Source organism: Streptomyces sp. MAI_2237 (assembly GCF_054189285.1).
Window position 1 is genome coordinate 574,509 of record NZ_JAJPGQ010000003.1, and the last position, 23,038, is coordinate 597,546.

The following is a 23,038-nucleotide window of genomic DNA, read 5'->3' on the forward strand; positions in this document are numbered from 1 at the left end:
CTCAGGTGCCCCTCGGCATCCGTGCGGGCCTGGCTGCGTGCTCTGCGGGCGGGCCCGCGCCATCCGCACACGCACCGGGCGAAACAGAATCGGCCCTGCTCGACGGTCGTCGTCCGGTGTTCCTCCTGCGCCACGCCGACAACGTTACTCGCGCCCGGTAAAGGGTTCGTACGAGCGTGACGGCTCGTCCCCACCCGTCGTTGAACGCAGCGACAGGACAGGCGTGAGGGACGTACCCGCTTGGGGGGCAGGCAGCGGATGAGCCAGCAACAACGCGGATGGCGCGGGGCAGTTGCCGCGGGGGTCGCGGTCTGCCTCGGCTGTCTCTGCGCCTCCGGCTGCTCCGGCGGGGCGGCCGCCGACGACGCCCGCTCCTTTGACCCGGTCCCCCTGCTGCGGCAGGCCGGCGAGACCCTCGAGGAGGCGGGCACCTCCAAGGCCACGACGTCGATGGAGATGGCCACCGGCGGCACCCGCGTCACCATCCGCGGCCAGGGCGTGTACGACTACGGCAGGCGGCTGGGCCGCCTGAAGGTGACCCTGCCGCAGGACCCGGCCGGCACCAACGAGCACCGCCCCATCATCGAACTCCTCGCTCCCGGCGCCCTGTTCATGAAGAACCGCGGTGCCGGTGTCCCCGCCGACAAGTGGGTGCGGGTCGACACGGCCGGCCTGTCCGACGGCAATCTGGTCACCGGCGGCGCCACCGACCCGTTCACCGCGGCCGCGGTGCTGCGCGGCACGCGCACGGCGGCCTACCTGGGCCGCACCGAGCTGGCGGGCACCGAGGTGCGCCACTACCGCGGCACGGCCGACCTCACGCTTGCCGCGAAGGGCGCGCCGCCGGGCGTACGGGAATCCCTGGCAGCGGCGGCGAAAGGGTTCGCCAGCGCCGAGGTGCCGTTCGACGTCTACCTCGACGACCAGGGCCGCATCCGCAAGATCCGGCACCGGTTCGGCTTCGTGGGCGGCGGGGACAGAGGTACCGTCGCGGTCGCCTCGACGACGCTGCTCTACGATTTCGGGGCCCCCGCCGGCGTACGCCTGCCGGCGTCGAAGGACATCTACGCGGGGCGGATCGCCGAGCACTAGACCCGGTGTCCGGCACCCGCCCTGAGGATGAGTGACGGGCGTCAAGAACTAGCCCGTCCGTGCCATGCGCGGTGTGTAGGCCGCTCCCTACTCTAGGAAGTCGGTAACGGCAGAGATGAGGTGATGCACGTGGCTCCGGTCGGCGGTACGGCAGTTCAGGACCACGTGGCCCTCGCCGAGATCGAGCTGTGCGGAGAGCTGATCATCGCGGCCTCGGCCGCGGAGGAGCGGCTCAGCCTGGAGAGCATCGACGAGGTGCTGAAAGTCGCCGAGGAGCGGGACGCCTCCGGCGGCTGAGCCGGGGCTCCCACGTGGGTTGCGTCACGTGCGCAGCATCCGGGCGATGGCCTTGGTCGCCTCGTCGACCTTCGCGTCGATCTCGTCGCCGCCCCGGAGGGCCGCGTCGGCGACGCAGTGCCGCAGGTGCTCCTCCAGCAGCTGCAGGGCGAAGGACTGCAGCGCCTTGGTGGAGGCGGACACCTGCGTGAGTATGTCGATGCAGTAGACGTCCTCGTCGACCATGCGCTGCAGGCCGCGGATCTGGCCCTCGATCCGGCGCAGGCGCTTGAGGTGCTCGTCCTTCTGCTTGTGATAGCCGTGCGTGGCGTGCTGCGTGCTCTGCGTGCCGTTCCCGGAGGGCGCCGTCGCGCCGGACTCGGTGGTCGTCATCGCGTCCTCCTGCAAGACATGCGGACAGATACCCCTGGTGGGTATATGGTACCGAACTTTGCTGGGTATACGGCCCTTGGCCAATGCCGTGGAACGGGCCGTCCCTGGCCCCCGTGCCGACCACTCTGCCCGATGGGCGACACTGGGGGACGGCCCATTAGCCGTGGCCGGATGATGCACTTAGCATCAGCCTGACCGAAACCGATGCACCCCGAGGACCCCTTGTGCGCTTTCGTCTGACCCCCAGGGAGACGAGCTTCTACGACATGTTCGCCGCCTCCGCGGACAACATCGTCACGGGCTCGAAGCTCCTGATGGAACTGCTCGGGGCGGACACCTCCGCCCGGGCCGAGATCGCAGAGCGTATGCGGGCCGCGGAACACGCAGGTGACGACGCCACGCACGCGATCTTCCACCAGCTGAACTCCTCCTTCATCACGCCGTTCGACCGCGAGGACATCTACTCCCTCGCCGGGTCCCTGGACGACATCATGGACTTCATGGAGGAGGCCGTCGACCTGGTCGTCCTCTACAACGTGGAGGAGCTGCCCAAGGGCGTCGAGCAGCAGATCGAGGTGCTGGCGCGGGCGGCGGAGCTCACCGCCGAGGCCATGCCCAACCTGCGCACGATGGACAACCTCACCGAGTACTGGATCGAGGTCAACCGTCTCGAGAACCAGGCGGACCAGATCCACCGCAAGCTGCTCGCGCACCTCTTCAACGGCAAGTACGACGCGATCGAGGTGCTGAAGCTCAAGCAGATCGTGGACGTGCTGGAGGAGGCGGCGGACGCGTTCGAGCACGTGGCGAACACGGTGGAGACCATCGCCGTCAAGGAGTCCTGAGCCCTTCATGGACACCGTCGCTCTGGTCGTGACCATCGCGGTCGCGCTCTTCTTCACGTACACCAACGGCTTCCACGACTCCGCGAACGCGATCGCGACGTCGGTCTCGACCCGGGCGCTGACCCCGCGGGCGGCACTGGCCATGGCCGCGGTGATGAACATGGCGGGCGCCTTCCTGGGCTCCGGCGTGGCCAAGACCGTCAGCGAGGGCCTGATCGCCACGCCGGAGGGCTCGACGGGGATGGCCATCCTCTTCTCGGGCCTGGTGGGCGCGATCGTCTGGAACCTGATCACCTGGTACTACGGCCTGCCGTCCTCCTCCTCCCACGCCCTGTTCGGCGGCCTGGTGGGCGCCGCGCTGGCCGGCAGCACGACCGTGCACTGGAACGGCGTCCTCGACAAGGTCGTCATCCCGATGTTCCTGTCGCCGATCGTCGGCCTGATCGTCGGCTACCTGGTGATGCTGGCCATCCTGTGGATCTTCCGCCGGGCCAACCCGCACAAGACGAAGCGTCACTTCCGCATCGCGCAGACCGTCTCCGCGGCCGGCATGGCCCTCGGTCACGGCCTGCAGGACGCCCAGAAGACGATGGGCGTGGTCGTGATGGCACTGGTGATTTCCGGCCACATGACCTTCAGCGACCCGATTCCGGTCTGGGTGAAGATCGTCTGCGCGCTGATGCTGTCGCTGGGCACCTACGCCGGCGGCTGGCGCATCATGCGCACCCTCGGCCGCAAGATCATCGAGCTGGACCCCCCGCAGGGTTTCGCCGCGGAGACCACGGGCGCCTCGATCATGTTCACCACGGCCTACCTCTTCAAGGCCCCCATCTCCACCACCCACGTGATCACCTCCGCGATCATGGGCGTGGGCGCGACCAAGCGCGTGAAGGCCGTCCGCTGGGGCGTCGCCAAGAACATCGTCCTGGGCTGGTTCATCACCATGCCGGCGGCGGCCCTGGTGGCCGCGGGCGCCTTCGAGCTGGTGGACCTGGCGTTCCTGTAGACAACGCCTCCCGCACGACGACGGGCCCGCCCCCGGGAGCCGGGGGCGGGCCCTTCATCGTCCTCGCGGTGGCACCGCCATGCAGCACCGCGAGGGGTCCGGGGGATCAGCCGAAGCGGCCGGAGATGTAGTCCTCCGTCGCCTGGACCGACGGGTTGGAGAAGATCCGCTCCGTGTCGTCGATCTCGATCAGCTTGCCGGGCTGCCCGACCGCGGCGAGGTTGAAGAACGCCGTACGGTCCGAGACACGCGCCGCCTGCTGCATGTTGTGCGTCACGATGACGATCGTGAAGCGCTCCTTGAGCTCACCGATCAGGTCCTCGATGGCGAGGGTGGAGATCGGGTCGAGGGCGGAGCAGGGCTCGTCCATCAGCAGCACCTTCGGCTCGACCGCGATGGCGCGGGCGATGCACAGACGCTGCTGCTGACCGCCGGACAGGCCCGAACCGGGCTTGTTCAGCCGGTCCTTGACCTCGTTCCAGAGGTTCGCGCCCTTCAGCGACTTCTCCACGATGTCGCCGAGCTCGCTCTTCTTGTAGCCGCCGTTCAGCCGCAGCCCCGCCGCCACGTTGTCGAAGATCGACATGGTGGGGAAGGGGTTGGGCCGCTGGAAGACCATGCCCACCTCGCGGCGCACGGCCACCGGGTCGATGCCCGGGCCGTACAGGTCCTCGTCGTCCAGCAGGACCTTGCCCTCGACCCGGCCGCCCGAGGTGACCTCGTGCATGCGGTTCAGGGTGCGCAGGAACGTCGACTTGCCGCAGCCGGAGGGGCCGATGAAGGCCGTCACCGAGCGCGGCTCGACCGTCATCGAGATGTCTTCGATCGCCTTGTGGGAGCCGTAGAAGGCGGTGAGCCCGCTTACGTCGATTCGCTTGGCCATTGTTACGTCACTTCCAGTCAGTCGCTGAGGGGGCCGCGGTCAGCGACCGGTCTTCGGGGCCTTCCAGCGCGCGATCGCGCGGGCCACCAGGTTGAGGATCATCACGAAGGCGATCAGGGCGAGCGAGGCCGCCCACGCCCGGTCGTACGCGTATTCGTTGCCGGCGGCGTACTGCTGGTAGACGTACAGCGGCAGCGACTGCTGGGGCCCTTCGAAGGGGTTGTTGTTGATGAACCGGTTTCCGAACACCAACAGCAGCACGGGCGCCGTCTCGCCCGCGATACGCGCGATGGCCAGCATGATGCCGGTCGTGATGCCGCCGATGGAGGTCGGCAGGACCACCTTCAGGATGGTGCGCCACTTCGGCACGCCCAGGGCCAGCGACGCCTCGCGCAGCTCGTTCGGGACGAGCTTGAGCATCTCCTCCGTGGAGCGCACGACCACCGGCATCATCAGGATGGCCAGGGCCAGCGAACCGGCGAAGCCGAACGGCTGCATGTCGAAGATCAGCATCAGCGACAGGATGAACAGACCCGCGACGATCGACGGGACACCCGTCATGACGTCGACGAAGAAGGTGACCGCCTGGGCGAGCCGGCCGCGGCCGTACTCCACCAGGTAGATGGCGGTCAGCACGCCGATCGGCGCCGCGATCAGGGTGGCGAGGCCGACCTGCTCCAGGCTGCCGATGATGGCGTGGTAGATGCCGCCGCCCGGCTGGGAGTCGGCGACGAGACCCATCGAGTGGCTCAGGAAGTAGACGTCGAGGACCTTCACACCGCGGACGACGGTCGTCCAGACCAGGGAGATCAGCGGCACGAGGGCGACCAGGAAGGCCACCCAGACCAGGGCGGTCGCGATGCGGTCCTTGGCCTGCCGGCGGCCCTCGACCTTGGCGGCGATGCCGTAGGTGGCCACGAGGAAGAGCAGACCGGAGATCAGGCCCCACTGGACCTTGGTGAGCCCGGTGCCCGCTCCGACGGCGACGGCCACGGCCACGGAGCCGGCGGCGATCGCCCACGGCGACCACTTCGGCAGACTGGCGCCGCGCAGGGTGCTGGGGCGCTTGTCGGCGATGACGGCGTTGCTCATGCGTTGGCCCCCGAGTACTCCTTGCGGCGGGCGATGATCATGCGGGCCGCGCCGTTGACCACCAGGGTGATGACGAACAGGACCAGACCCGAGGCGATCAGGGCGTCCCGGCCGAACTCGGTGGCCTCGCTGAACTTGCTGGCGATGTTCTGCGCGAAGGTGCCGCCGCCCGGGTTGAGCAGGCTGCCGTGGATCAGGAAGTCCGGGGACAGGACGGTGGCCACGGCCATCGTCTCGCCGAGCGCGCGGCCGAGGCCTAGCATCGAGGCGGAGATCACGCCGGAGCGGCCGAAGGGCAGCACCGACATGCGGATGACCTCCCAGCGCGTGGCGCCGAGGGCCAGGGCCGCCTCCTCGTGCATCTGCGGGACCTGGCGGAAGACCTCGCGGCTGACGTTGGTGATGATCGGCAGGATCATGATCGCGAGCAGGATGCCCACGGTGAGCAGCGAGCGCGGGGCGCCCTGGTCCCAGGAGAAGATCCCGGTCCAGCCGAAGAAGTCGTTGAGCCAGCCGAAGAGGCCGGTCATGTGCGGTACGAGGATCAGCGCGCCCCACAGGCCGTAGACGATGGACGGCACGGCGGCGAGCAGGTCGACCACGTACGCGATGGGACCGGCGAGCCGGCGCGGGGCGTAGTGGGTGAGGAACAGGGCGATGGCCACCGCGACCGGGACCGCGAGGACCATGGCGATGATCGAGGAGACCACCGTGCCGAAGGCCAGCACCGCGATGCCGAAGCTGGGCGGCGTGACGTTGGTGTTCCACTCGAAGGTGGTGAGGAAGTTGCCGTGGTTCTTGCTGAGCGCGAGGGACGCACGGTAGGTGAGGAAGACCGCGATCGCGGCCATGATCACCAACAGGAAGATGCCCGACCCACGGGACAGACCGAGGAAGATCCGGTCTCCGGGTCGGGTCGCGCCGCGGGCGTTGCGCTTGTGCTCGGCCACGGTCGACTGCGGGACGGGGGGTGGGGCGTCGGTTATCTGCGTTGATGTGTCCATCGGGTTCTCCGGTCTGCGGAACCGCACCCTGTGCGGTTCTGCGAAGCCGTACCGCTGGTACGGCTCGTGGCGGCGGTGCACCGGACGGTGCGGTCCGGTCCCGGATCAGGTCCGGGACCGGACCGCACACTCAGATCAGCTCAGGCCCTCGATGGTGGTGCGGACCTTGGCGATGATGTCGGCGGGGATGGGGGCGTACTTCAGGCCGGACAGAACGTTCTGGCCGTCCTCGGAGGCGATGTAGCGCAGGAACGCCTTGGTCGCCGGAAGGGTGTCGGACTTGTTGCCCTTGTCGCAGACGATCTCGTACGTCACCAGGGTGATCGGGTAGGCGCCGTCGGCCTTGGTGTTGTAGTTGAGCTGGAGCGACAGGTCCTTGCCCGTGCCCACGACCTTGGCGTCGGCGATCGCCTTGGAGGCGGAGTCGCTGCTCGGGGCGACCGGCGCGCTGGCACCGGTGTCGATGCTGACCGGGTTGACGCCGTCGGCGACGTAGGACAGCTCGAAGTAGCCGATGGAGCCGTTGGTCTGCTTGACCTGGGCGGCCACGCCGGAGGACTGGGCGGCGGCCTGGCCGCCCTTGGCCTGCCAGGCCCTTGCCACCGGAGTAGGGCCAGTCGCTCTTGGCGGTGGCGATCAGGTACTTGGTGAAGTTGTCCGTGGTGCCGGACTCGTCCGAGCGGTGGAAGGCCTGGATCTTCAGGTGCGGAAGCTTCGCGGAGGGGTTCAGCTTCTTGATGGCCGCGTCGTCCCAGTACTGGATCTTGCTGTTGAAGATCTTCGCCAGGGTCGGGGCGTCGAGGACCAGGTTGCTCACGCCGGACAGGTTGTAGCCGACCGCGATCGGGCCGCCGACCATCGGCAGGTCGATGCCCTGGCCGCCGGAGCAGACCTTCTTGGAGGCGGTGACCTCTTCGGGCTTCAGCGCCGAGTCCGAGCCGGCGAACGCCAGCTGGCCCTGGGTGAAGGAGGTGACACCGGCGCCGGAGCCGCCCGCCTTGTAGTTGATCTGCACGCCGCAGGACTTGTTGAACTGGGCGACCCAGGCGTCGATCGCGTTCTTCTGCGCGGACGAGCCGTCGGACAGCAGCTGGCCCTTGGCGTTGTCGCACTTGATGGAGCTGGCGCCCGCCGTCGCCGAAGCGCTGCTGCCACCGCTGCCCGAGCTGGTGTCGTCCGAGCCGCACGCCGTGAGGACCAGGGCGCCGGAAGCGGCGAGGGCACCGAGGGCGAGGGCCCGCCGGTTCATGCGCTGAAGCTTCACTGTGAAAGAGTTCCTTCCAGGAGCCGCCGTCCTGAATCCGGCGGCGTGCGAGGGTTGCGAAGTCTCGGTGACACGGACCGCCTCTGCGAGGCATGACCGCATCTCGTAGGGCCGAAATTAGGCAGATCAGGTGAAGCCGCCGATGGCCACAAATGAACGCGAGGTGAACCCCTGCAGACGTTGTGGTTAGGTCACGGAATGCTCACGGGGAGGGCACGTGGAGGTTCCGGCCCTACGGTGACACAGCGGTGACACTCCCGGTGGAACGTTCGGGTCCGGCGAGCCGTCTCGTTCCCCGAGAGCCAACGGGAGGCAGAACATGGAACGGCGTGCATTCATCGGCGGCGGCGCGGCCGCGATATCCGGCGTGGCCCTGGCGGCGTGCAAGGGCACCGCAACGGCCGGCGCCACGTCGTCGAACGCCACGCCCGCCACTGCCACCGGCTCCTCCGGTACGACCGTGATGTCGGCCTCCGCCGCCAACTGGAGCGCCCTCGCCCATGACCTCGACGGCACCCTGGTCCGCCCGGGCGACACCAAGTGGTCCACCGCCCACCAGCTCTACAACACCCGCTTCGACGGCCTGAAGCCCGCGGCGGTCGCCTATGTCGCACACACGGACGACATCCGGACAACCCTCGCCTACGCCCGCGCCCACGGCGTCCGGGTCGCCATCCGCAACGGCGGCCATTCCTACGCGGGTTGGTCCTCGGGCAACGGCAAACTGATCCTCGACGTCTCCCGGCTGAACGGCATCCGCGTCGGCGGCGGCGAGGCCGTCGTGGGCGCCGGCTCCAAGCTGATCGACGTCTACCGCGGCCTCGCGGCCAAGGGCGTGACGATCCCGGCGGGCTCCTGCCCCTCGGTCGGCGTCTCGGGCCTGGTGCTGGGCGGCGGCCACGGCGTGGTCTCCCGGGCCTACGGTCTGACCTGCGACAGCCTCACGCAGGCCACGCTGATCACCGCCGAGGGCAAGCAGCTGACCGCGAACGCGACCGAGAACAAGGACCTGTTCTGGGCCCTGCGCGGCGCGGGCAACGGCAACTTCGGCGTCGTGACGGAACTGCACTTCAAGACCCACCCGGCCCCGCAGGCGGTGTCGGCGTACGTCACCTGGCCCTTCTCGAAGGCGGCCGCCGTGCTGCGGGCCTGGCAGGAGTGGGGCCCCGGCCAGCCGGACGAGATCTGGTCCTCCTGCCACCTGGAGAACGGCGGCTCGCCCAGCGTCTCCGTCGCCGCCTTCTCCCTCGGCACCTACGGCGAACTCCAGAACGCCCTGGACCGCCTGGCCTCGAAGGTGGGGTCCGCGGCCCGCGGCGTCACGCTCCGGCGGCACTCCTACGAGGGCGCGATGGAGGCCTACGCCGGCTGCTCGTCCTTCCCCACCGAAGCCCAGTGCCACCTGCCCGGCTCCACGCCGGGCCGCAACCCCCAGGGCGCGCTGGGCCGCGAGACCTATGCGGCCCGCTCGGACTTCTTCGACCGCTCGATCTCCGCGGCGGGCATCCAGACCCTGCTGCGGCAGATCTCCTCGGTCCAGGGCGGCGCGGGCAGCATCGCGCTGACCGCCCTCGGCGGCGCGATCAACCGCGTCTCCCCCACGGCCACCGCCTTCGTGCACCGCCGCAGCCGCATGCTGGCCCAGTACATAGCGTCCTGGCGCCCCGGCACGACGGGGACCGCAGCCCAGTCCTGGCTCACCCACGCCCACGACGCGATGAAGCCCTACGCCTCCGGCGCGGCCTACCAGAACTACACGGACCCGACCCTGAAGGACTGGCGCACGGCCTACTACGGCGACGCGGCGGCCAAGCTGGCGACCCTGAAGAAGCAGTACGACCCGAACCGCTTCTTCACCTGCCCGCAGGCGCTGTAGGAGCCCCGCGGCCCTACGCCGCCAGGTCGCGTTCCTCGGCCTCGACGTCCTTGCGGGCGCCGGGGAGCACGGTGTCCCGGCCCGTACCGGGCCGGCGCCGGCTGCGGACGACCCAGCCGCCCCAGGAGGATCCCTCGACGGCCTTCATCAGCGGCGTGAGCAGGGCCATGGCCGGCGGCGACAGCAGCAGGGCCACGGCCGTCCCGAGCGCGAAGCCGCCGACGACGTCCGTCGGGTAGTGCACGCCCATGTAGACGCGGCAGAACCCTTCGAGCAGCGCGAGGGCGATCCCGGCGATGCCGAACTTCCGGTTGGCGACGAACAGCCCGACGCCGATGGCCATGGTGATCGTCGCGTGGTCGCTCACGAACGAGTAGTCGGTCTTGCCGGACACCAGGACATCGAGCCCCTGGTGTTCCAGGAACGGCCGGGGCCGCTCGACGAAGCCCCTTATCGGCACGTTCACCAGCACCGCGATCCCGGCGGCGATCGGCGTCCACACCAGCGCGGCCACGGAGGAGGCGGCGTCCTCGGCACCCCGCCGCCGCACCGACCACCAGCACCCCAGCACGAGCAGCACCATGGCCAGCAACAGCCCGTACTCGCCGACGAACTCCATGCCGCGGTCGAACCAGTGCGGGGCGTCCTTGGCCAGTCCGTTGATGTCGTAGAGCAGGTCGACGTCGGGGTTCGACCCGGATTCAGCGAGTCCAGCCATCGTGCCGCGGCCCCTTCGTCGTTGCTTCGGGCACTCGCGTGCGCCACTACGTCAACAGGAACGCACGGTCCCGCTTACTACGTTCCACACTCCACCGAATGATCACGCAGACGTTATCGAAGAGAGACCCGTTGCCGCAGCTCAGGGGGTGGTTTCACGCTCGGTTCACACGTTCGTGGGCAACGCTTTCGCGCCATCTTCGGTGACCCGGGTTGCCCCGAAGTACTCGGAAGTGTCGATCGGGTCGAACCGGATGACGGCGCCCGTTCGCGGCGCGTCGATCATGTACCCACCGCCGACATAAATGCCGACATGGTGGATGGCCCGGGAGTCGGTCGGATCCTTCGAGAAGAACACGAGGTCTCCGGGCAGCAGTTCGTCACGCTTGGGGTGCGGCCCGGCGTTGTACTGGTCGTTGGCCACCCGCGGGAGGGTGACGCCGACACTCTCGTACGCCGCCTTCGTCAGCCCCGAGCAGTCGAAACGCCCGCCGTCCGCGGCGGTGCCGTTGCCGCCCCACAGGTAGGGCGTGCCCAGCTTCTTCTGCGCGTAGTAGATGGCGCCGGCCGCCTGCTCGCTGGGGTCGACCCGGGACACGGGCGCGGCGAAGCTCTCCTCCAGCGTGGTGATCGTCTTGACGTAGTTCTGCGTCTCCCGGTACGGCGGCACGCCCCCGTACTTGATCACCGCATAGGCGCCGGCGTTGTACGACGCGAGCATGTTTTCGGTCAGGTTCCCGGGTACGTCCTTCACGTACGAGGCGAGCTTGCAGTCGTACGACGCGGCGGACGGAATGGCGTCCTGCGGATCCCACACGTCCTTCCTGCCGTCGCCGTTGCCGTCGATGCCGTGCGTGGCCCAGGTCCCGGGGATGAACTGCGCTATTCCCTCGGCTGCGGCCCCGCTCCTGGCGTTCGGGTTGAACCCGCTCTCCTGGTACAGCTGGGCGGCGAGCAGCGCCGGGTTGATGGCGGGGCACAGGTTGCCCCACTTCTGCACGATGGTCGCGTAGGCCGCGGGCACGGAGCCCTTGGCGAGCGCCTTGGTGGCGCCGCCGACGCCGTTGAGGATGTTCCCGGCGACCAGGTAGACGCCCACGACGAGCAGCATCACGAAGGCCAGGGCGGAGCCGACAGCGGCGGACGCGATGATCCAAGCCTTACGCACCGTCAACCGCCCCTCGCCGCCCGGGAGTCGTAGCCCAGGTCAGTGTAGGGGCGTGCGCTGCGTTCGGGAATGATCACGCGGGGTCTTCGGCCGTCTTCGACCCCATTGGTCTCACGGACGGGCTGTCGCGTCCCGGTAGAGCTCCGCGGCCTCGGTCCCCAGCACCACGCTGTAGGAGATGTCGTCGGTGGAGCCGCCCTCCTCGTGGCCGCCCAGCACTCCGACGACCTGCCCGTCCCCGTTCACCCAGGGACTGCCGCTGGTGCCGCCGCTGAGGGCGGGGCACTCGATGCGCTGCTGCGTGGAGCTGTGCGGGGTCGGCTTGTTGGTGCAGCTGACCGGCACCTCATGGGCGTTGGGATACCCGGTGACGGTGACGGCGGTGGCCCCGGTGGCCGTACCGGTGACGAAGCGGTTGCCGCCGACGACGTCCTCGACGTCCTTGCCGTCCTTCGCCGCCACCGCGGCGAAGGCGACGTCGCTGTCCTCGTCCTGCCCCTTGGCCCACCCGTCGGGCAGGAACCGCTGGCGCACGCTCCACACCCCGTACGGGGCCTTCCCGTCCCGGTACCCGGGCACGAACATCAGGCCGCCGTCCCCGTCCAGGCAGTGCGCGGCGGTGACGACGAGATCGCGGCCCGGACTGTGGACGACGGACGCGGTGCAGAAGTGCCCGCCGGCGAGCTTGCCCGCGCGGTCGGCCCCGAAGAGGGCCCCGACTCTCTCGGTGGGCCCGCCGGCCACCGCGACGGCGGTGACGGCGAACGGCCCGGGTCCGTCGTCGGCGTCCGCGAGGGAGGCCGAGGTGACGGCCGGCACGAGCAGCACGACGGCTGCGAACACGGGGCTGGAGACCCGCCTGCCAATGCGTGGGGTGCGCTTCATCGGCAACCACTGTGACCGACGAAGGTGAGAAAAGAGTCTGCCGTTCACTGAGATATCTCCGTGAACGGCGGCTTCCGGGGCGGGACGCTCGACGACACGGCCATGACATCCACGGTACGGCGGCGCCACCGCCCCCGCCTCCCGGCCCGCCCGGCCCCGCGCTCACCGGCCCGGTCGACGCGCGTCAAGCTGCGGGTTTCTGTGCTCCGGGTCAAACGGCCCCCATCCTTCGGCCATCGTGCCGCCATCGGGCGGCAATCCCGCAAACCTGTTCGGTCATGCACCAGTCAGGATTCCGAAACCCTCTTGTTCGTCGCGCGCTCGACAAGCGAAGGTCTCGCAGGCTCGGACGCCTTCGCGGGCCGAGCGGAGCAGGACTCCCCGACGGGTCACCGGGGAGCCGCCCGGGTGAGGAGTACGTGGGGTCTCCTCGGCGGCGCACAGGGAACGGGTCACGACAGCCGGCCGTGACCCGTTCCCGCGCCCTCAGTAGCATGCCCCGGCAGCACACCCACTCGAGGACACACACGGGGGAACCACATGAGGCGCACGCTCGCGGCCCTGCTCACCGTCGCCGCACTCACCGCACCGCTGGCCGGCTGCAGCAAGTCGAAGCCCGTCACCGGCACGGTCGTCAGCAAGGACACCGACCACGAGTGCAAGACGAAGAAGAAGGGCAAGAAGAGGACCCGCAGCTGCCACACCGAGTACGAACTGACGGTCCGCACGAAGGCCGGCAAGGAGGAAGAGGTGGACGTCAGCAGCAGCGCGTACGGACTCTGCGCCGAGGGCCTGAACTACCCGAAGTGCACCAAGAACTGACGGCCGCCCAGCGTCCTTTCCATGCAACTCCCCTGAGCCGACTGTGAGTTGAGTAAAGGGCCGAAACAGGTTCAGTAATCCGGACGTCAGAATTCCATAAGCCTCTTGTTGTCGCGTACTCAACAAGCGACAGTCGTGGCGGGCCGCCGCCCTCCGCCGGGGAATCCGTACCGGCGGAGCGCACCCGCACCGCCCCTGTTCCACCCCACCCAGGAACATCAGGAGGCTGCACGATGCGTTCCCCTCTCCCCCACAGACCCGCCCACAGAGCCCTGCGCCGCACGGTGGCCGCCGCGGCCGCCGCGGCGGCACTCGTGTTCGCGGGCTTCGGTACCGCCGCCCAGGCCGACGCGGCCACCGTCACGTCGAAGGCGACCTGGACGGCCACCCCCTGCGCCACCCCGAAGCACAAGGGCGAACTGGCCTGCGACTCCTACCGCGTGACCGGCGGCCTCACCGCCTTCCAGAAGCAGCAGGCGGCGAGGACCGGCGTCATCCCCAAGGCCGCCGACGCCGCCACACCCTCCGGCTACGGCCCCACGAACCTCCAGTCGGCCTACGGCCTGACCTCCGCCGCCGCCTCCAACGGCTCCGGCGAGACCATCGCCATCGTCGACGCGTACAACGACCCGAACGCCGAGTCCGACCTCGCCACCTACCGCTCGTACTACGGCCTGTCGGCCTGCACCACCGCCAACGGCTGCTTCAAGAAGGTCGGCCAGACCGGCTCCACGACATCGCTGCCCTCCAGCGACGCCGGCTGGTCCGAGGAGATCTCCCTCGATCTCGACATGGCCTCCGCCGTCTGCCCGAAGTGCAACATCCTCCTCGTCGAGGCCACCAGCGCCACCATGGCCAACCTCGGCAAGGCCGTGAACGAGGCCGTCTCCCTCGGCGCGAAGTACGTCTCCAACAGCTACGGCGGCTCGGAGTCCTCCTCCGACACCTCCTACGACTCCTCGTACTTCAACCACCCGGGCGTCGCCATCACCGTCTCCGCCGGCGACGGCGGTTACGGCGCCGAGTACCCGGCCGCCTCCCGCTACGTCACCTCGGTCGGCGGCACGGCCCTGAAGACCTCCTCCACCACCCGCGGCTGGACCGAGACCGTCTGGAACACCTCCAGCACCGAGGGCACCGGCTCCGGCTGCTCCTCCTACGACACCAAACCGTCCTGGCAGACCGACACCGGCTGCGCCAAGCGCACCGTCGCCGACGTCTCGGCCGTCGCCGACCCCGCCACCGGCGTCTCGGTGTACGACTCCTACGGCGTCACCGCCGGCTGGTACACCTTCGGCGGTACGAGCGCCTCCGCGCCCATCATCGCCGCCGTCTACGCCCTCGCCGGCACCCCGTCGTCCTCGTCCTACCCGGCCTCCTTCCCCTACACGAAGGCCGGCACCTCCGCTCTGAACGACGTGACCAGCGGCAGCAACGGCAGCTGCACCACCGCCTACCTGTGCACCGCCCAGTCGGGCTACGACGGCCCGACGGGCTGGGGCACCCCGGAGGGAGTAGCGGCCTTCACGGGCTGACTCTCCGTCACCAGCGAGCGAGCCGCGGCCGGTATGGGTCGCGGCTCGTCCGCGCGCGCGGGTTACCCTTCACCCGGAGAACACCGGCGCGACCACTCACCCGACCAGCCGTCAGAACCGGCCCAGGTCACAGAAGGGGTCAACGACTGAACCACACACAGGTTCCGCTCAGGCCTCATTGCCCGGGGTGACCTGCCGTGATACACAGAGTGACCGAGCGTGCTTTTCGTACGAAACCCGCCAAGCAATGACGCCAAGTCGACATACGACCGCGGCATTGTCGGCGAGAATGAGCCAGACCTCTGCACACCCGGCAGAGGGAACTGCGGAACTACCCACCAGGGGCGGTGACTTACATGCTCTTTGCGGCCGACAAGGGAGACATCAACACCATCATCGGCGGGATCGCTCCGGACTGGGGCCCCTTCGGCAGCCTGGGCAACGAGGCCAAGGTCATGATCGAGGTCGTGATGGCGGTGGCCATCCTGCTCTGCCTGGGCATCGCGGTCTGGGGCGCGGCCAAGCAGCGCATCGGCGCGACCGCCCTGCGGGACACCTTCAGCGCGGAGCAGGGCAAGGGCCTCATCATCGCCGGCCTCACCGGCGTATTCATCATCGGCTCCCTGGGCACGCTCTTCACCATCGTGTACGGCATGGCCGTCTAGCAGGCGTTCCCTTCTCCCCCACCCGCCCGTCGTGCTCCCCGGCCGAGGTTGCGTTTCCCTGATGTCGAGTCACCACACCGCGCCCGCGCGGCATCCAGCACGGCTACCGTCGTATGTCTACGAGGTGGAGAGGGCGTACGCGGCATGAGTCTCGGAGACGAGGGGCAGACCCGGACCCGTCTGCCCGACAGCGGCGGCGACGTGTACGGGGGCGCGCGGCGAGGTGGCCGCACGTCGTCCCGGAGCCTGGTCACGGTGGTCGGCGTGGTGGTCCTCCTCATCGCCGCGATCGCCTTCGCGAACCGCGGAGGAGACGATTCCTCTTCGTCGACCAGCGCAGGGGACAAGCCGGACAGCGCGTCGACGGCGGCGAGCAACACCAAGCCGGTGCAGGGCAGAACGAACGGAATCCCCAGCGGCTTCGCCCACGACCAACAGGGCGCACAGAGCGCGGCAGCGAACTACGCGGTGACGCTCGGGTCGACCGGCATGTTCACCAAGGACACCCGGCACCGAATCGTGGACTCCCTCTACACGCCGGCCGCGGCCTCGAAGCTGCAGAGCGCCATGGACGGTGCCTACTCGTCGGACTTCCTCGGCAAGCTGGGACTTGACGCCAACGGCAATGCCCCGCAAGGCAGCACGTTCGTCTCGCGCGTCGTGCCGGTGGGCACGACCGCCCAGAAGTACAGCGACAGCACCGCCAAGGTCGCCGTCTGGTACCTGGGACTCATCGGCATGTCCGGAACGAACTCCACCGACCCCGTCACCTCGACGTGGAAGACGTGGACCTTCGACATGCAGTGGTCGGCCGGCGACTGGAAGATCGTCACGGATTCCCAGAAGGACGGTCCCGCCCCGGTACCCGGCGACGACAAGGCCGCCACCTCCGACGCAATCAGCAAGGCCATCCAGGAGTACGGAGGGTTCACGTATGCCCGGTAACCCGCACCGCGTGCTCAGGCTCGCCGGAGTCGTGACCGCCGTACAGACCAGCGCAGTGCTGCTCGCCACCCATGCCGCAGCCGCCCCGAGCCCCTCCCCGTCGCCGACCAAGAGCAACGACCCCTGCGACCTCATCGTCGGCGAGGCCAAGAAGTACTGCGAACGCGGCAACAGCGACAAAGGCCCCAGTGGGTCCACCTCCCTCGACCCGACCTCCACGCTGGACCCTCTCTCCTCCCTCGCCAAGGGCTGCGCCAAAGCCGCCTCCTGGACCATCGACAAGCTCAGTGGGGCCGTGAAGGAGACCGCGAACGTCGACTTCACGAACCAGAAGTTCCTCCAGCAGTACGCGGTCGTCTTCGCGGCGTCGACGATCCTGACCCTCGTGCTCTGGCTGCTCGCCGTGGCCAAGCGGGCCGTCCGCGGCGTGCCGCTCACCACCGCCATCTCGGAGGCCGTCGGCTTCCTCTGGCTGACGGTCCTGGCGTCGGCGTTCACGCCCCTGATCCTGTACACCGTCGTATCGGCCGCGGACGGCGTCACCGACGTGCTCGCGAAGGCCACCGGCGACCAGACCGACGTCTTCTTCGGCACCTTCTCCGGCGCCCTGAACAAGGGCACCGACATCGGCGGCGGCCCCATCATGCTGATCGTCGTGTCGCTGGTCAGCATCCTCGCCGCCGGCGTCCTGTGGCTGGAGCTGGTCATCAGAGCGGCGCTCCTCTACGTCGGCGCCCTCCTCGGCACCGTCGTCTACGCCGGCCTGGTCGACAAGAACCTCTGGGGCCACGTCCGCCGCTGGGCGGGCATCATGATCGCCGTCATCCTGGTCAAGCCGATCATCGTGATCGTGCTGGGCCTCGCCGGCGCGCTGTCCTCCGCCAACGGCCCCGACTCCTTCTCCGCCGTCGTCTCCGGCCTCGCCATCATCCTGCTGGCCATCTTCGCCAGCGCGATGATCTACCGCTTCGTCCCCGGCTTCGGCGACGAGATCGCCGGCGGCCGCAACAACCGCATCATGCAGGGCGCCGAAGGCAAGGCGGCGGCCGTCATCAGCTCCCCGGCGAACATGGTCGCGCAGGGCATCAAGACCCACAGCACCCGCGCGAACGACAGCGGAGGCGGCGGCCAGTCGTCCTCCGGCGGCGGCTCCCGTCCGGCCAACCCGGTCAGCGGCGGCGTAGCGGCCCACAGCACCCGCACCCCGACCGGTGGTGGCGGCGGAACTGTCCCCTCCGCCGCACCCGCACCCCGTTCGGCGAGCCCGGTGAACACCCCGCATGCCAGCAACACCCGCAACAGCAGTACCAACCGCACGGGAGGTGAAGGGCGTTGACGACCGAGTCCCACCTGTCCCATCAGGTCACGCCCCGCCGGACGTATCTCATCGGCCGCGCCCGGCCGAACGCGATCGTCGGCCGGAACCGCGAGTCCGGCGAGATCGCGCTGATCATCATCGGCGCGTTCCTCGGCATGATGTGCGGGCTCCTCGTCCCGGTCCTCTCCCTGCGCATCGTGCTGCTGATGGGCTTCCCGCTGCTCGCGCTGGCGGCGGTCTACGTGCCGTACAAGCACCGCACGTTCTACAAGTGGTTCGAGATCAACCGCAGTTACAAGCGCACCCTGAAGCAGGGCACGGTCTACCGCTCCGGCGTCATGGAGGCCGGCACGCGCCTGGACGGCCGCGAGATCGAGATCGGCCCGCCGCCCGGCATCGGCCGCATCAACTGGCTCGCCGCCCCCTTCGGGCCCGACGAGATCGCCGTCCTGCTGCACGCCGACCGCAGGACCGTCACCGCCGCCATCGAGATCGAGGGCCCAGGCGTCGGCCTGCGCGACTCCGAGGACCAGGAAGCCCTTGTCGACCGCTTCGGCACCCTGCTCAAGCACGTCGCCAACGGCGACGGCTTCGTCACCCGCCTGCAGATGCTCGCCCGCACCCTCCCGGCCGACCCCGACGCCCACGCCAAGGACGTCGCCGTCCGTGGCGACGAGAAGGCCCCCGGCTGGCTGCAGCAGTCGTACGACCAACTCCAGTCGATGGTGTCGACCAGCAGCGAGCAGCACCGCGCCTACCTGGTCGCCTGCATGCACTACACCCGCGAACTGGCCGCCGAGGCCCAGGCGATGGCCCGGGCGGCCCGCCCGCACAACGGCCGCAAGGTCGACCGCGACGCGGGTCTGGCGGTCGTCATGGCCCGCGAGCTGACCGACATCTGCTCACGCCTGCAGGAGGCCGACATCCGTGTCCGCCAGCCTCTCGGCCAGGGCCGCCTCGCCTCCCTCATCCACTCCATGTACGACCCCGACCACCCCATCGACCACATCCAGGCGATGACCAAGCGCAACGCCTGGCCGGCCGAGCTCGACGCCATGGAGCCGACGTACCTCCAGGCGAAGACTCGGGAGTCCTCCACCCGCGCCCCCTGGTGCCACGCCACCGCCTGGGTGAAGGAGTGGCCGATGACCCCGGTGGGCGTCAACTTCCTGGCCCCGCTGCTGGTCCACACCCCGGACGTGATCCGTACGGTCGCCGTCACGATGGACCTCGAACCCACCGAGGTCGCCATCGAGCGCATGCTGACCGAGAAGACCAACGACGAGGCGGAGGCGAGCCGCGCCGCCAAGATGAACCGCACCGTCGACCCCCGTGACGTGGCCGCCCACACCCGCCTCGACCAGCGCGGCGAGGACCTCGCCAGCGGCGCCGCTGGCGTCAACCTGGTCGGCTACATCACCGTCTCCTCCCGCTCTCCCGAGGCGCTGGCCCGCGACAAGCGGACCATCCGCGCCTCGGCCGGAAAGTCGTACCTGAAGCTGGAGTGGTGCGATCGCGAGCACCACCGTGCCTTCGTGAACACGCTTCCGTTCGCCACCGGCATTCGAAGGTAGGGGCTGATTCGCCGATGCGGGATCCGCTGTCCGTCCTCACCGACGCCTTCACGTCCTTCCTCTTCGGGAAGGTCGAGACGACCCGCCTGCCCGTGCGCACGTCCACCGGACAGGCCCAGGCCGTCTACCTGCCGACGGCCGCCCCCGGCCTCGGCGACTCGGGCGTGATCATCGGCCGCGAGGTCTACTCGGGCAAGGGCTACATCTACGACCCCTTCCAGCTCTACGGCCAGCAGCTCCCCGCCCCGCACTGGCTCGTCCTCGGCGAGTCCGGCAACGGCAAGTCGGCCCTGGAGAAGACCTACGTCCTGCGTCAGCTGCGCTTCCGCGACCGCCAGGTCGTCGTCCTCGACGCACAGGGCGAGGACGGCGTCGGCGAATGGAACCTCATCGCGGAGGAGCTGGGGATAACTCCCATCCGGCTGGACCCGATGGCGGCCCTGGACCACGGCATCCGGCTCAACCCCCTCGACCCCTCGATCACGACGACCGGCCAGCTCGCGCTGCTCCGGACGATCATCGAGGTCGCGATGGGCCACGGCCTGGACGAACGCTCCGGCTTCGCCCTCAAGGTCGCGCACGCCTACGTCAACGAGACGATCGTCGAACGCCAGCCGATCCTCACGGACATCGTCGAGCAGCTACGGCACCCGGAGCCGGAGTCCGCCGAGGCGATGAACGTCGACATAGAGGACGTACGGGCGTGGGGCCTGGACGTGGCGCTGGTGCTGGACCGGCTCGTCGACGGTGACCTGCGCGGCATGTTCGACGGCCCGACGACGGTCGGCATCGACCTGGACGCGCCGCTGATCGTCTTCGACCTGTCCCACATCGACCGCAACTCCATCGCCATGCCCATCCTGATGGCGATCGTCGGCGTGTGGCTGGAGCACACCTGGATCCGCCCCGACCGCAAGAAGCGCGTCTTCCTGGTCGAGGAGGCCTGGCACATCATCAGCAGCCCGTTCGTGGCGCAGCTGTTCCAGCGGCTGCTGAAGTTCGGGCGCCGGCTCGGCCTGTCGTTCGTGGCGGTCGTCCACCACCTGTCCGACGTCGTCGACGGCGCGGCCGCCAAGGAGGCGGCGGCGATCCTGAAGATGGCGTCGACCCGGACGATCTACGCCCAGAAGGCCGACGAGGGCCCGGGCGACAGGACGGGTCCTCGGCCTGCCCAGGTGGGCGGTGGAGATCATCCCCACCCTCACGCCCGGTATCGCGGTCTGGGATGTCAACGGCAATGTCCAGGTGGTCAAACACCTGGTCACGGAGACGGAACGCCCTCTGGTCTTCACCGACCGCGCGATGACGGAGTCCTCCAGCGACCTGGCCGACGACGCCCTGCGCGCCGCCGAAATGGAGGCGGAGGAGCGGGCCGCGGCCTTCGTGGAACAGCATCTGAGCGACTACGACGGCACGTCCGAATCGACGGTGGCGTAGCGGGAGGCGGACGTGGTCAGACCGGACGAGCGGCGACGGCGGGACGACCGGGAGAGCCAGGGCGGCATCCCGGACGGCCTGTTGGTCGGCCTGCTCGCCTTCCTCCTCGGCATGACCCTGCTGGTGTGGTCGGCGACGGGACTGGCGGGGCTGTTCGCCCAGGGCTCCTGGCCGGACGGCGTGACCTTCACCCGCACGCCCCTCGCCATGCGCCATCTCATCGGCCACCCGCACGACATCACCGGCGCCTGGCCGGACACGCCCCCGACGCAGCTCTCCGGGTACGGGCTGTTCTGGGGCCTGTTCATCGGTCAGCTGATGGTGCTGTTCGTGCTGACGGTGTTCCTCATGGGGACGGTGGCCAGGTGGCGGGCCGGGCGGACCCGGCGGCGCCTGCAACGGTCGGCGGCGCTCGAGCGGGCCACGGCGGCGGTGATCGTACCGGAGCCCGAGCCGGAGGCCCGGCCGCTGCCTCCTGCGGCGGAGATCCACGAGGTGCCGCTCCCCCGGGCCGAGCCCGTCCTGCCCCAGCCGACCGAAGTGCTGCAGCACCCGAGGGTGCCCATCGTGCACTACGGCCCACCCGCGAGCCGCCAGGCGACGGCCACGCAGGCCGTACGGGACGCCGAGGGCCCCGCCCTGGTCGTCACGTCCAACCCGACCCTGTGGCAGGACACCAAGGACGCCCGGGCCAAGCTGGGCCCCGTCCACCTCTACGACCCCACGCACCTCTGCGACACCCCGGCCCGCCTCCACTGGTCCCCCACGGCGGGCTGCGAGGACAAGCAGACGGCGACGGAGAGGGCGGCCGCGATACTCGCCCCGATCCGCCCCACCGCCAAACTGGACGAAGCCCTGTCGGCCACCGCGGAAACGCTCCTGCGGACCTATCTGCACGCCGCCGCGGTGGACGGCCGCACCATCCGCCACGTCCACCGCTGGGCCCAGGGCACCCAGGTCCAGGACGCGGTCCGCATTCTCCGTACGAACCCCAAGGCGTCCCCCGGCTCCGCCGGCGAGCTCGAGGCAGCGCTCACCGCCCACCCCGAACGCCGTGACATGGCCCAGGAACTGACGGGCCGAGCCCTCTCGGCCCTGTTCACCGTCAACATCCGCGAGGCCTGCACCCCCAACCGAACCGACGCCCTCGCCTTGGATTCCTTCGTCCACGAAGGGGGCACGCTTTATGTAGTGGGGGAATCCATCGAGGACCCCAGGACCCATCCAGGGGCGATGCCTCTCCTGACGGCCCTCGTCTCCAGCGTGGTCGAGCGTGGCCGGCGCATGGCCGAACGGTCATCCTCCGGTCGCCTCGACCCACCACTCACGCTCGTCCTCGACGACGTGGCCGCCGTGGCGCCGCTGCCCCAACTGCCGGAGCTGCTGGCCGCGGGTGCGGACCGGGGTCTGCCGACGCTGGCCCTCCTCCGCTCCCGGGAGCAGGGCCGCGCCCGCTGGCCGCACGACGAACTGCCGGTCTAGCGGCCCGTCAGACCCCCTCACGCTCCTCGCGTTCCAGGGCGAACTCCAGCTCCAGCTGCCCAGGGGCCGCCGACAACGGCACGGTCACACCGGTGGGCGCGAAGCCGACCTTCCGGTACAGCCGCTGGGCCCGCCCGTTGTCCTCGTGCACGATGAGCCGCACCTGCTCGGCGCCCTGCGCCCAGGCCCAGTCCAGACCGGCCTCGAACAGCACCTCGGTCAGCCCGATGCCACGGTGCTCGGGCCGCACGAACACGCCGACGACATGTCCCTGCCGCCGCTCGATCGGAAAGCCGGCCCAGTCGGTGGTGCCGGCCTCCTCCATCAGCACGGTGAGCGTTCCGACCCACTCGCCGTCCGGTCCCTCGGCAACGATCTGCTGCGCTCCGGACGCCCCCTCGGCCCCGCCGGCCGCCCGCTCCTGCCAGAACGCGTCCGACCGGGCCGCGGCCTGTTCGTAGGTCTCCAGGAAGGCGAGGTGGGCGACGGGGTCCTGCAGTGCGGCGAGCCGCAGAGCCTTCACCTCACGCCACTCGTCGGCGTGTATGGAACGGACTTTGTAGGTCATGCCAGTAACGGTAGCCGAACGCAGAAAACCCCCGGACCGGTATCCCCGGCCGGGGGTTTTCTCAAAAATTGTTCGGCGGCGTCCTACTCTCCCACAGGGTCCCCCCTGCAGTACCATCGGCGCTATAAGGCTTAGCTTCCGGGTTCGGAATGTAACCGGGCGTTTCCCTCACGCTATAACCACCGAAACAC

20 protein-coding genes, 1 rRNA gene and 2 pseudogenes are annotated in these 23,038 nt (G+C 69.4%); 13 read left to right on the plus strand and 10 right to left on the minus strand.

Annotated elements, in window-relative coordinates:
* Positions 1–258: 258 nt before the first annotated feature.
* A complete protein-coding gene (locus LN251_RS12890) occupies positions 259–1,092 on the plus strand; it encodes a hypothetical protein (protein WP_458244568.1) in 834 nt (277 codons plus the stop codon).
* A gap of 123 nt (positions 1,093–1,215) precedes the next feature.
* Positions 1,216–1,389: a hypothetical protein gene (locus LN251_RS12895; RefSeq protein ID WP_249835721.1), complete on the plus strand. Its 174-nt coding sequence runs from the start codon at positions 1,216–1,218 to the stop codon at positions 1,387–1,389.
* A 24-nt stretch (positions 1,390–1,413) separates the two neighbouring features.
* Here LN251_RS12895 and LN251_RS12900 read toward each other — a convergent pair whose 3' ends face one another.
* Positions 1,414–1,761: a metal-sensitive transcriptional regulator gene (locus LN251_RS12900; protein ID WP_458244569.1), complete on the minus strand. Its 348-nt coding sequence runs from the start codon at positions 1,759–1,761 to the stop codon at positions 1,414–1,416.
* A 224-nt stretch (positions 1,762–1,985) separates the two neighbouring features.
* On the opposite strand from LN251_RS12900, the gene LN251_RS12905 reads away from it, so the two are divergent.
* Both LN251_RS12905 and LN251_RS12910 read left to right on the plus strand, forming a co-directional pair.
* Positions 1,986–2,606: a DUF47 domain-containing protein gene (locus LN251_RS12905; RefSeq protein WP_142153238.1), complete on the plus strand. Its 621-nt coding sequence runs from the start codon at positions 1,986–1,988 to the stop codon at positions 2,604–2,606.
* Positions 2,607–2,613: 7 nt separating this feature from the next.
* On the plus strand, positions 2,614–3,612 hold the full coding sequence (locus tag LN251_RS12910; RefSeq protein WP_458244570.1) for an anion permease: 999 nt from the start codon (positions 2,614–2,616) through the stop codon (positions 3,610–3,612).
* Between the two features lie 106 nt (positions 3,613–3,718).
* Here LN251_RS12910 and pstB read toward each other — a convergent pair whose 3' ends face one another.
* The 4 genes and pseudogenes from pstB to pstS form a co-directional block, all read right to left on the minus strand.
* On the minus strand, positions 3,719–4,495 hold the full coding sequence (gene pstB / locus LN251_RS12915) for a phosphate ABC transporter ATP-binding protein PstB (protein ID WP_058924497.1): 777 nt from the start codon (positions 4,493–4,495) through the stop codon (positions 3,719–3,721).
* 39 nt (positions 4,496–4,534) lie between these two features.
* Positions 4,535–5,587 (minus strand): phosphate ABC transporter permease PstA, encoded by a 1,053-nt coding sequence (pstA, locus tag LN251_RS12920; protein WP_458244571.1) that lies wholly within the window; start codon positions 5,585–5,587, stop codon positions 4,535–4,537.
* Positions 5,584–6,591 (minus strand): phosphate ABC transporter permease subunit PstC, encoded by a 1,008-nt coding sequence (gene pstC / locus LN251_RS12925; RefSeq protein ID WP_458244572.1) that lies wholly within the window; start codon positions 6,589–6,591, stop codon positions 5,584–5,586. Before pstC ends, pstA begins: the two co-directional genes overlap by 4 nt.
* A gap of 135 nt (positions 6,592–6,726) precedes the next feature.
* Positions 6,727–7,855: pseudogene (gene pstS, locus LN251_RS12930) on the minus strand (phosphate ABC transporter substrate-binding protein PstS).
* A 319-nt stretch (positions 7,856–8,174) separates the two neighbouring features.
* Here pstS and LN251_RS12935 point away from each other — a divergent pair.
* Positions 8,175–9,731, plus strand: coding sequence for an FAD-binding oxidoreductase (locus LN251_RS12935; RefSeq protein ID WP_458244573.1), 1,557 nt, complete (start codon positions 8,175–8,177; stop codon positions 9,729–9,731).
* Positions 9,732–9,744: 13 nt separating this feature from the next.
* On the opposite strand, the gene LN251_RS12940 is transcribed toward LN251_RS12935, so the two are convergent.
* The 3 genes from LN251_RS12940 to LN251_RS12950 form a co-directional block, all read right to left on the minus strand.
* On the minus strand, positions 9,745–10,449 hold the full coding sequence (locus LN251_RS12940) for a phosphatase PAP2 family protein (RefSeq protein ID WP_458244574.1): 705 nt from the start codon (positions 10,447–10,449) through the stop codon (positions 9,745–9,747).
* A gap of 165 nt (positions 10,450–10,614) precedes the next feature.
* Positions 10,615–11,622, minus strand: coding sequence for a C40 family peptidase (locus LN251_RS12945; RefSeq protein ID WP_458244575.1), 1,008 nt, complete (start codon positions 11,620–11,622; stop codon positions 10,615–10,617).
* Between the two features lie 105 nt (positions 11,623–11,727).
* A complete protein-coding gene (locus LN251_RS12950) occupies positions 11,728–12,501 on the minus strand; it encodes a trypsin-like peptidase domain-containing protein (RefSeq protein ID WP_458244576.1) in 774 nt (257 codons plus the stop codon).
* A gap of 540 nt (positions 12,502–13,041) precedes the next feature.
* Here LN251_RS12950 and LN251_RS12955 point away from each other — a divergent pair.
* The 8 genes and pseudogenes from LN251_RS12955 to LN251_RS12990 all read left to right on the plus strand — a co-directional run bounded on the left by LN251_RS12955 (position 13,042) and on the right by LN251_RS12990 (position 22,279).
* Positions 13,042–13,323 carry a hypothetical protein gene (locus LN251_RS12955; protein ID WP_458244577.1) on the plus strand — a complete coding sequence of 94 codons (282 nt, stop codon included), beginning with the start codon at positions 13,042–13,044 and terminating at the stop codon, positions 13,321–13,323.
* A 233-nt stretch (positions 13,324–13,556) separates the two neighbouring features.
* Positions 13,557–14,858, plus strand: a complete 1,302-nt coding sequence (locus LN251_RS12960; protein ID WP_458244578.1) for a S53 family peptidase — start codon at positions 13,557–13,559, stop codon at positions 14,856–14,858.
* A gap of 356 nt (positions 14,859–15,214) precedes the next feature.
* Positions 15,215–15,523: a hypothetical protein gene (locus LN251_RS12965; protein ID WP_014673544.1), complete on the plus strand. Its 309-nt coding sequence runs from the start codon at positions 15,215–15,217 to the stop codon at positions 15,521–15,523.
* Between the two features lie 144 nt (positions 15,524–15,667).
* Positions 15,668–16,468: a hypothetical protein gene (locus LN251_RS12970; protein WP_458244579.1), complete on the plus strand. Its 801-nt coding sequence runs from the start codon at positions 15,668–15,670 to the stop codon at positions 16,466–16,468.
* Positions 16,458–17,804, plus strand: coding sequence for a hypothetical protein (locus LN251_RS12975; protein WP_458244580.1), 1,347 nt, complete (start codon positions 16,458–16,460; stop codon positions 17,802–17,804). Before LN251_RS12970 ends, LN251_RS12975 begins: the two co-directional genes overlap by 11 nt.
* Entirely contained in the window at positions 17,801–19,360 is a 1,560-nt protein-coding gene (locus tag LN251_RS12980; RefSeq protein WP_458244581.1) for an SCO6880 family protein, read from the plus strand. The genes LN251_RS12975 and LN251_RS12980 overlap by 4 nt, the downstream gene beginning before the upstream one ends.
* 14 nt (positions 19,361–19,374) lie before the next feature.
* Positions 19,375–20,797 (plus strand): annotated as a pseudogene (locus LN251_RS12985) (ATP-binding protein).
* A 12-nt stretch (positions 20,798–20,809) separates the two neighbouring features.
* Positions 20,810–22,279, plus strand: coding sequence for a type IV secretory system conjugative DNA transfer family protein (locus LN251_RS12990; protein ID WP_458244582.1), 1,470 nt, complete (start codon positions 20,810–20,812; stop codon positions 22,277–22,279).
* Between the two features lie 7 nt (positions 22,280–22,286).
* Here the strand turns inward: LN251_RS12990 and LN251_RS12995 are convergent, their stop codons facing one another.
* Both LN251_RS12995 and rrf read right to left on the minus strand, forming a co-directional pair.
* Positions 22,287–22,847, minus strand: a complete 561-nt coding sequence (locus tag LN251_RS12995; protein WP_458244583.1) for a GNAT family N-acetyltransferase — start codon at positions 22,845–22,847, stop codon at positions 22,287–22,289.
* Positions 22,848–22,917: 70 nt separating this feature from the next.
* A 5S ribosomal RNA gene (gene rrf, locus LN251_RS13000) occupies positions 22,918–23,034 on the minus strand.
* Positions 23,035–23,038: the final 4 nt, after the last annotated feature.